8 protein-coding genes are annotated in these 8464 nt (G+C 35.1%); 7 read left to right on the top strand and 1 reads right to left on the bottom strand.

All coding sequences use genetic code 11. The features are described from left to right. Window positions 1–345 precede the first annotated feature (345 nt). The 7 genes from H593_RS20190 (at window position 346) to H593_RS0115070 (ending at window position 7968) form a co-directional block, all read left to right on the top strand. The gene (locus H593_RS20190; RefSeq protein WP_028873199.1) at window positions 346–1032 is read left to right on the top strand and encodes a hypothetical protein; all 687 of its coding nucleotides are present in this window, start codon (window positions 346–348) and stop codon (window positions 1030–1032) included. A gap of 155 nt (window positions 1033–1187) precedes the next feature. After that, window positions 1188–1439: a hypothetical protein gene (locus tag H593_RS0115095; RefSeq protein WP_157588892.1), complete on the top strand. Its 252-nt coding sequence runs from the start codon at window positions 1188–1190 to the stop codon at window positions 1437–1439. Between the two features lie 70 nt (window positions 1440–1509). After that, entirely contained in the window at window positions 1510–2592 is a 1083-nt protein-coding gene (locus tag H593_RS0115090) for an AraC family transcriptional regulator (protein WP_169338377.1), read from the top strand. 122 nt (window positions 2593–2714) lie between these two features. Next, a complete protein-coding gene (locus tag H593_RS0115085; RefSeq protein ID WP_028873196.1) occupies window positions 2715–4433 on the top strand; it encodes an amidohydrolase in 1719 nt (572 codons plus the stop codon). Between the two features lie 34 nt (window positions 4434–4467). Further along, on the top strand, window positions 4468–5799 hold the full coding sequence (locus tag H593_RS0115080; RefSeq protein WP_028873195.1) for a metal-dependent hydrolase family protein: 1332 nt from the start codon (window positions 4468–4470) through the stop codon (window positions 5797–5799). Window positions 5800–5896: 97 nt separating this feature from the next. Beyond that, a complete protein-coding gene (locus tag H593_RS0115075) occupies window positions 5897–7237 on the top strand; it encodes an amidohydrolase (protein WP_028873194.1) in 1341 nt (446 codons plus the stop codon). A gap of 170 nt (window positions 7238–7407) precedes the next feature. Beyond that, window positions 7408–7968: a hypothetical protein gene (locus H593_RS0115070; RefSeq protein ID WP_028873193.1), complete on the top strand. Its 561-nt coding sequence runs from the start codon at window positions 7408–7410 to the stop codon at window positions 7966–7968. 166 nt (window positions 7969–8134) lie between these two features. Here the strand turns inward: H593_RS0115070 and H593_RS20585 are convergent. Beyond that, window positions 8135–8464 (bottom strand): transposase (locus H593_RS20585; RefSeq protein WP_157588890.1); only part of this gene is annotated, 330 nt, incomplete at its 5' end.

Here is an 8464-nt window from a genome sequence, read left to right as displayed (position 1 = left end):
TTGAGTGTGATAACAATAAGCATCTAAGCTCTTTTTTGAAACATCAATTCCAACAACTTCTTCGTAATTTTTCATATTTTTACAATTAGAGTTAATAAATAAGTTGCGTTAACTACTTCCTTTATCGGGAGTTATATCTCCTGGTATTCCAAATGGTTCTTGGCAACTATATAGAAAGAGAGGACTCGTACGTGTCATGGACCTATAATTCTAAAACACGTTATAGTTCTCCTCTTTTTCTATCTAAATATATTTAATACAAACTAAAGGAACACGTTGTGCTTCATTATCAGAAACCGCTAACAAATGATAAAATTTTTTAGAAAAATTAGACAAAACTTGCTGATGGAAAACAAAACTGCAAAGTATTTTAAATATGCTATTGGAGAAATTATACTTGTGGTCATTGGGATTGTTATAGCACTACAGATAAACAATGCTAATGAAAACCGTAAAACCAATAATATAAAGCATAATTATTATAATCAAATAGTTGTTGACCTTAATAAAGAAATAGAAAACATAAATAGCCGAATCATATTTTTAGATTCTTGCATTACTACTTCTGAAAGATATTTTAAATACACAGAAACACCTAATTTAGAGACAATTCAAATTTTTGAAGAACTTTCTAAAGTTGAATTAAGTTTTCGCTATTTAGCTTTTAACACCAATACAATTCAAACATTGGAATCAACAGGTGACGTCAAATTAATGCCAGAGAAAATTCGTAATTCACTTATTGAACTTAAACGAATACAGGAACAAACCAGTAGAGTAGCAAAAGGAAATTATGAAATTTATTTAAACGCCCAGCAAAAGGCTCTTCAATTAGGTTACGGTAGACTCTCGTTCAAAACACCAAAAGCAAAAGGGCTAGAAATCAAAAATAATATTCCAGAAATTATTTTAACGTTTGAGGGTGGATTTTTCCTTAAAAATTTCACAGATAAGGCAGTTAAAAATGCACTACTAGAGATGTTAAATGAAATAAAAATGATAAAAGAACTCATTAATCAAGACATAGAATAAAAATAACGAAAGCACAACACCGTGTATAAACCATTGCTGGGTCTGTGTTCATCTGGAAAATTCTTGGGAATTTTCCAGCGTAGTTTTGTATCTTTATTGGTTCGTGCTTTAACACGCAACGGTCCATACACATAAACGTTACCAAACATTATGATATGAAATACCTTCTTATTCTATTATTTATTGTATTTCTAATGTGTCCTTGTAAAAACACAGTTGAATTATCAGATGTATGCATCATTGTAAATATATTCAATAAAGACGAACAACCATCTTCAGGTCATGCTCAATATGCATATGGTTTGGGATCTGACTTTGTAAACATTGTTAAACTTGGCAATGATCCCTCTGGAGATTATGATAAGATTAAAATTAATAATTTAGAAATAAAATCTCAAACGTTTTAAAACTTCTAGATTTAGATAAGTTTAATACCATATGCTAAAAACAGTTCAAATATGCAGTGTAATAATAGGTATGATAACTTTCTTGGTTATTGTATTTAAACATAAAAGAAACACCTATCAAAAAATCTTACTTTTAGTATACGTACTCACTTTAACGTATTATTCTGCCTTAGTCTATTTTGTAAAATCAGGTTTAATTATAAATTATCCTCATCTACGAGGCACTGGACCTCCTATTAACTTTCTGCATCTTGTAACATTCATGCTTTTTGTACGCAGTACCGTAAAAAATCTCAAGGCACCAAAACGACTAGACCTTATTTTATTGTGTCTTCCGATATTGATCTTTATCGGAGTAGCTCCATTCTTTTTTGAAAACGTTGAGTATAAAATCGATCATATCCAATTTATACTTAATAACGAAGACTCAATATTTTATACAACCGTAGGATTTATACCTGCCTATTGGAATTTTTTAATGCAGCTTATGGTAGGTATGCTATTTAGTTCTATTGCTATATATATGCTTGTAAAAAAAATAAAAGACAAGAAGCATTCAAAAAGTGAATTTATTTGGCTCATATGTGTATCGTCACTTATGTTTCTAGGGAACTTTATAGGTATGATATCCCTCCTTTTTGATTCAAGCTCCTTCGACACGCACACACTCGGGTCTTATCTCTTTGCACTCTATATCATTATTATATTTTTATATCCCTTTTTTGAACCAAGAATTTTATATGGCGCTTTAATCGATGTTAAGAAAAAGATTAGTGGCACTCAATATTCAGATATAGAATTTACTTCTAGAGACTTTATTCGCTACCGAGAACAAATTGAAGGTTTTTTTTCTTCTGAAATTAGCTACTTAAAACCTGATTTCAGACAAGACGATTTAGCAAAATTTTTAAGCATTCCAAAAAAGGAATTGTCACAGATAACGACTCAACTTTACCAGAGAAATTTCAGCCAATTAATTAATGAAAAACGGATAGATGTTGTCCTAAAAAAGTTTAGAAATTTAGATTGGTTAAATTATAGTCTTGAAGGCGTAGCCCTAGAAGTAGGTTTCAAATCTAGAACTACTTTTATAAAAGCCTTTAAAGAAAAAACAGGCTCAACGCCTTCAGAATATAAAAAGACAATTTCATAATCTTCCCCTGAAATACCTATAAATGTTGTTCAAATTTTAAATTATGAACAGGTTTTTCTTGAATTACACTCCACATATAATAACATCAACATACTTTTGATTTTTAATAAAAAAAATAATCGATGAAGCACATTACGTATTTAGCCATTTTCCTATTTTCTCTAACCAGCTGCGAAGACAATAAGGGTAACAAAAAAAATGATGATAACACACCTACAGCAACTGTATATTACAACGGTGACATCATTGATATGGTTGGAGACTTACCTATATATCAAGAAGCATTAGTTGAAAAAAATGGCACTATCCTATTTATTGGAAATAGAGAAGAGGCTATGAAAATAGCAGGCGAAGGTCATAAGATGAATGACCTAAAAGGAAAAACGATGCTACCTGGATTTATTGATGCGCACGCGCACTTTTTTGCATTTGGCCCTCAAGCCACAGGAACAAATTTATTACCACCACCAGATGGAGGTGTTAAAAATATAGATGAACTTGTTAATGAATTAAAAATATGGTCAGAGAATCCTGATAATCTCGAAATTACAGGTTGGATCTTTGGACTTGGATTTGACCAGACACAATTGGCCGAAAAACGTTTTCCTACGAAAGAAGACCTAGATAAGGTATCGACAGAATATCCCGTTCTTATTATGCACATTTCAGCACATTTTGTTGTCATGAACAGTAAAGGATTAGAGCTCGTTGGAATTACTAAAGAAACTCCAAATCCTGATGGTGGAATCATTCGACGGATGCCAAATAGCAATGAACCAAACGGAGTGCTTGAAGAACTCGCAGCATTACCTTACATAGCCCAAGCCTTAGCTGCCTCTGATCCTGAAAGGCTAGCAAAACAAACTAAAATGGGAGTAGAAATGGCTAAAAGCTATGGATATACCACACTCCAAGACGGAAAAACTATGGAGACTTTCAACGCATTAACCAGTTTTGCTGAGCAAGGATTATTTGATATTGATATCGTATCGTATCTCGATTACACTGTTGCAAAATACATGGATACAGAATGGAATTCAAAAGAATACAAAGATCACTACAGAGTTGCAGGTTTAAAAGTGACACTAGATGGAGCTCCGCAAGTACAAACCGCTTGGAAAACGGAGCCTTATTTAGTACCGCCATCTGGTGGTAAAGCTGACTATAAAGGATATCCAGCAATAGCTGACGAACAAGAAGTTGCTGATTTATACAAGATGGTATATAAAAACAATTGGCAAATTAATTCTCATGCCAATGGTGATGCTGCAATAGATCAACTAATTAGAGGCTTAAAAGCAGCAGAAAAGGAATATGGTAAAAAGGATTTAAGAAACGTTTTACTGCATGGACAATACGTCAGACCTGATCAATTAGATGCTTTAAAAGAGCTGAATGTGATTGTCTCACTTTTCCCAATGCATACTTATTATTGGGGAGATTGGCACGTAGAAATTGTAGGTGAAGAAGCGGCTAAAAAAATTAGTCCTACACGTACTGCTTTAGACAAAGGCTTAATGTTAACCATACATACAGATGCACCTGTTGCTTTACCTAACTTAATGCGAGTAGTTTGGATAGCAGCGAGCAGAACATCTAGAAGTGGGATGGTAATGGGAGCGAATGAAAGACTGACTCCTTATGAAGCGCTAAAATGTATTACAGATTGGTCTGCTTACTCACATTTTGAAGATGATAAAAAAGGGACTTTAGAAGTAGGCAAACTGGCAGATCTTGTAGTACTCTCTGATAATCCACTTAAGGTAGAAATAGACGCTATAAAGGATATTGTTGTTCTACAAACTATTAAAGAAGGCACCATAGTTTTTGAAAGGGAATAACAAGTAACAAGGTATTGAATCAAATTTAAGACAAATGAAAAACAAAATTAAACTTTCAACTCTAGTCATATTCTTGTCGATACTTCTTATCAATAATGTTGATGCACAAGATAAAGTTCTAATAAATAACGTTCAGATATTTGATGGCAATAATGTTATCACTTCCAATGGTGCTGTTCGTATTGAAGGGAACTTGATTACTGAAGTCTCTAAAATACCATTAAAAGCATTGTCTGGAGAAAAGGAAATTGATGGGCAAGGCAAATTTTTAATGCCAGGTCTAATCGATGCTCATGTGCATTTAGCATGGAACTTATCGCCGACCCAATCGACCTTTGCGGCCAATGAATATATTGCAGCTCTTACTTTAGTTGAAGCCAAAGCTACCGTGATGCGCGGTTTTACTAGCGTTAGAGATGTTGGTGGTCCAGCTCGAGGTGTAAAAAAGGCAATTGACCAAAGTTTTTTTACCGGACCACGTATTTGGTACGCGGGTGCTGCTATCGGCATGACTGCTGGACATAGCGACATGAGAAGTCCAGAAGCCAGATCGCGCCAAATGGGAGGAGAAGCTTGGACAGATGGAGAACATTCAGGTATCACCATACTTGCCGATGGTGTTCCTGAGGTTCTCACCGCTGCCCGCATGCAGATGCGTAGAGGTGCATGTTTTCTGAAAATGTTTACCTCTGGAGCTGTTAGTGGCGTTTACGATCCACTAGATATTGCTGAATATTCATTTGATGAGATTAAGGCTGCTGCCGATGAAGCGAAGCGTTGGAACACTTATCTAGCAGTGCATTCCTATAATGATAAAGGGACACAACAAGCATTGAAAGCTGGAGCAATGTCCATTGAGCACGCTACACTTATTACGGAAGAGACTGCCAAACTAATGGCTGAAAAGGGTGCATTTCTGAGCACTCAAACGGGAATTTATCTCGCTGATGCACCTGCAGATTGGAGTGACAATCAAAAAGCTAAACAGCAAGCGGCCAAAGATGGGCTGGATAATCTATTTGCATTGGCAAAGAAATACGACATTAAAATTACACTTGGAACCGATCTTGTAGGGAATATGAAACTTAAAAAGCAGCAGGCCTATGAGTTGACCAACCGTCTAAAATGGTTTACACCTATAGAAATTTTAAGACAAGCAACGGTAAACAATGCAGAATTACTCAGCTTTAGTGGTCCGCGTAATCCTTACCCTGGTAAATTGGGAGTAATAGAGGAAGGTGCCTTTGCCGACCTTCTTTTGATAGACGGCAATCCTATTGATAACCTCGAGCTGTTCAATAATCCTGGAAAGAACCTCTTAATTATCATGAAAGATGGTAAATTTGTAAAACAAATTGAAAATTAATATTAGATATTTCCCAAATCTCACAAACGAAGCAACTAGAGTTATAATGGGATCAACATTCTTCATTTTAGGTCACATAAAATAACTATCAAAAAATATGCTTATTAAATATTTAACAAGAAGTCTTTTTTTAGGTGTTTTATTATTTTCAGCTTCTTTAATAGCCCAAGACCAGAACGTAGCTATTGATAAAGCGGTTAATAAAAATAACGACAAATACGTAGCTATCTTCAAGGATATTCATGAAAACCCCGAGCTAGGTTTTATGGAAGTAAGAACTGCTGGCATTGTCGCGAAAGAACTGAAGTCGTATGGTTATAAAGTGACAGAAAAGATTGGTGTGACTGGTGTTGCTGGTGTACTAAAAAACGGAGACGGTCCGATAGTAATGTATCGTGCCGATATGGATTGTAATGCGGTATTAGAACTAACCGATTTACCTTATAAAAGCACTAAAATAGTTAAGCTCGATGATGGTAGTGAAACACCTGTCACCCATGCTTGTGGACATGATGTGCACATCACATGGATGTTATCTACTGCTAAGTTTATTGCGGAACATAAGGAGCTTTGGAAAGGTACTGTCATATTTATTGGTCAGCCTGCAGAAGAGCCAATTCTTGGTGCAGAAGCTATGGTAAAAGATGGCTTATACACAACACACAAAATTCCAGAACCAGATTATTTATTTGGAATTCACTCAATGCCAATTGCTGTTGGTATGGTGGCAGCTGCATCAGGAGTTAGGATGGCAGGCACAGATCAATTCGATGTTACTTTTAACGGCATAGGTGGACACGGTTCTAATCCGCATTTATCTAAAGACCCTATTCTAATGGCAGCTTCTGCAATCATGCAGTATCAAGCCATAATCAGTCGCGGTATTGACGCAAAAAGCGCTGCAGTAATTACGGTAGGCTCCATACAAGCAGGAACAGATAACAATGTGATTCCTGAAACTGCCTTATTAAAAGTAAATCTTCGATGGTTTAACGAGAAAGATAGAACGTTAATGATTGAGGGTATTAAACGCATCAATGAAGGTATCGCGTATGCCTACGATTTACCCAAAGAAAAATACCCTACAATTGAATTTAAGGGATGGTCATATCCACTAGAAAATAATACGCAATTAACTAAGGTTGTCAGAGAGTCAATATATCCTCTAGTGTCAGATGAAAAATTTGTATTAGATGAGACTATAGCGCCATCAGTTATGGGTTCTGAAGATGTACATCATTTGGTTATTAATAATGCTAAAAAAGATTACGTCTATATCAATGTTGGTATTGCTAATCCAAATCGATTTGAAGACGCAGTTAAAAAGGGACAATTACCTTTTAACAATCACAATGGTAATTTTGAAGTTGACCTAAGCGCGATCCCGTTTGGTTCTAAAGTAGCCATAAACTCAATGTTAGCTATCTTTAATCACTAAGAAAGAGATTGAATGCAACTGTTAAAAACGTTTGGTAACAATGTGTATAGTGCATAGCACCCTGCGGGATGCTACGACACCATACACGAAACGTTAGCAAACATTTGATGAAACAATCCCGAATCATATTCATTCTCTTATTTCTTTGCATAATCTCGTGCAAAAAGCCATTGGAAAAAATTGCCGAAAAAGTAGATGTGAATAAAACGAAAATTGACACTTCCAAGCGCTATCAGAGAATTACCATTCAACAAACTGATGGAAATGAATTGACAGCTGAATTCGAAGCTTATGTAACTAAACAAAAGGATACATTTTGGAATACTTGGAAACACTATAAAAATGGAGTGATCGATAGTTCTAGGAGTAGTTTTTTTACTTACAAAATTGATAGACAAAAAGAAACGGACTCAATATTTAAAGGCGAAATTAAATTTTTCTCACCTGCTGACAGTATTCCTGAATCAAGTATAGACTCAAGAAAAGTGACCTTCGTGTATTTACAAAAAGAAAAAGATTCTGTATACGTAAAAGAAATTTATACTGATAAAAACACGATTGAGTTTGAGTATAAAAACTATGAAAACTATAGCTTTGAAGGTCACATTATGGATTTACGGTTTATCAAAATGGATTCACTACCAGATGAACTGCTTTTAAACAGGAACTATTTCACAATTGACACCAAAGCTTGGACTGATAATACATTTGTAGAACTATTAAAAGAATAACGTTTGCTAACAACGTGTATAACCAATTGCTTGGTTTGTGTGTACTCGGAAAATCCTGCGGATTTTCCTACTGGTTCGGTTTCTTTTGCTAACTTAGTTCTCGCCAACGCAACAAGCCATACACGTATTCCAAGATCAAATCCTAATAAATAATCCAGTTTATTTTTTATGCTGCATGTTGTTGAAGAACCACATAAGGTGTTCCTCTTTTAACTACTGCAAATGCTCTTGCTATGAGCTTATTTCTAACATTATTTATAGCTAACATTTTATCTTTTCCTTCTGCTAGTTTTCTCTTATAATATAAGCGTAATTCGCTGTCATGTTGTATTGCTGACACACTTGCCATACTCAACAAACTCTTCATTTTCCTATCGCCTAAATAATGACATTGTTTTCTACGATGGATGCTAGTCCCTGACTCATGCTTAAAGGGTGCGGTTCCGCAGTAGCTCGAAAATGATCGCCAACTTGAAAATCTTGTAAAGTTCCCTGT

This window comes from Psychroserpens burtonensis DSM 12212 (assembly GCF_000425305.1).
Lineage (GTDB): Bacteria > Bacteroidota > Bacteroidia > Flavobacteriales > Flavobacteriaceae > Psychroserpens > Psychroserpens burtonensis.
This window is presented reverse-complemented; position numbering and strand designations above follow the sequence as displayed.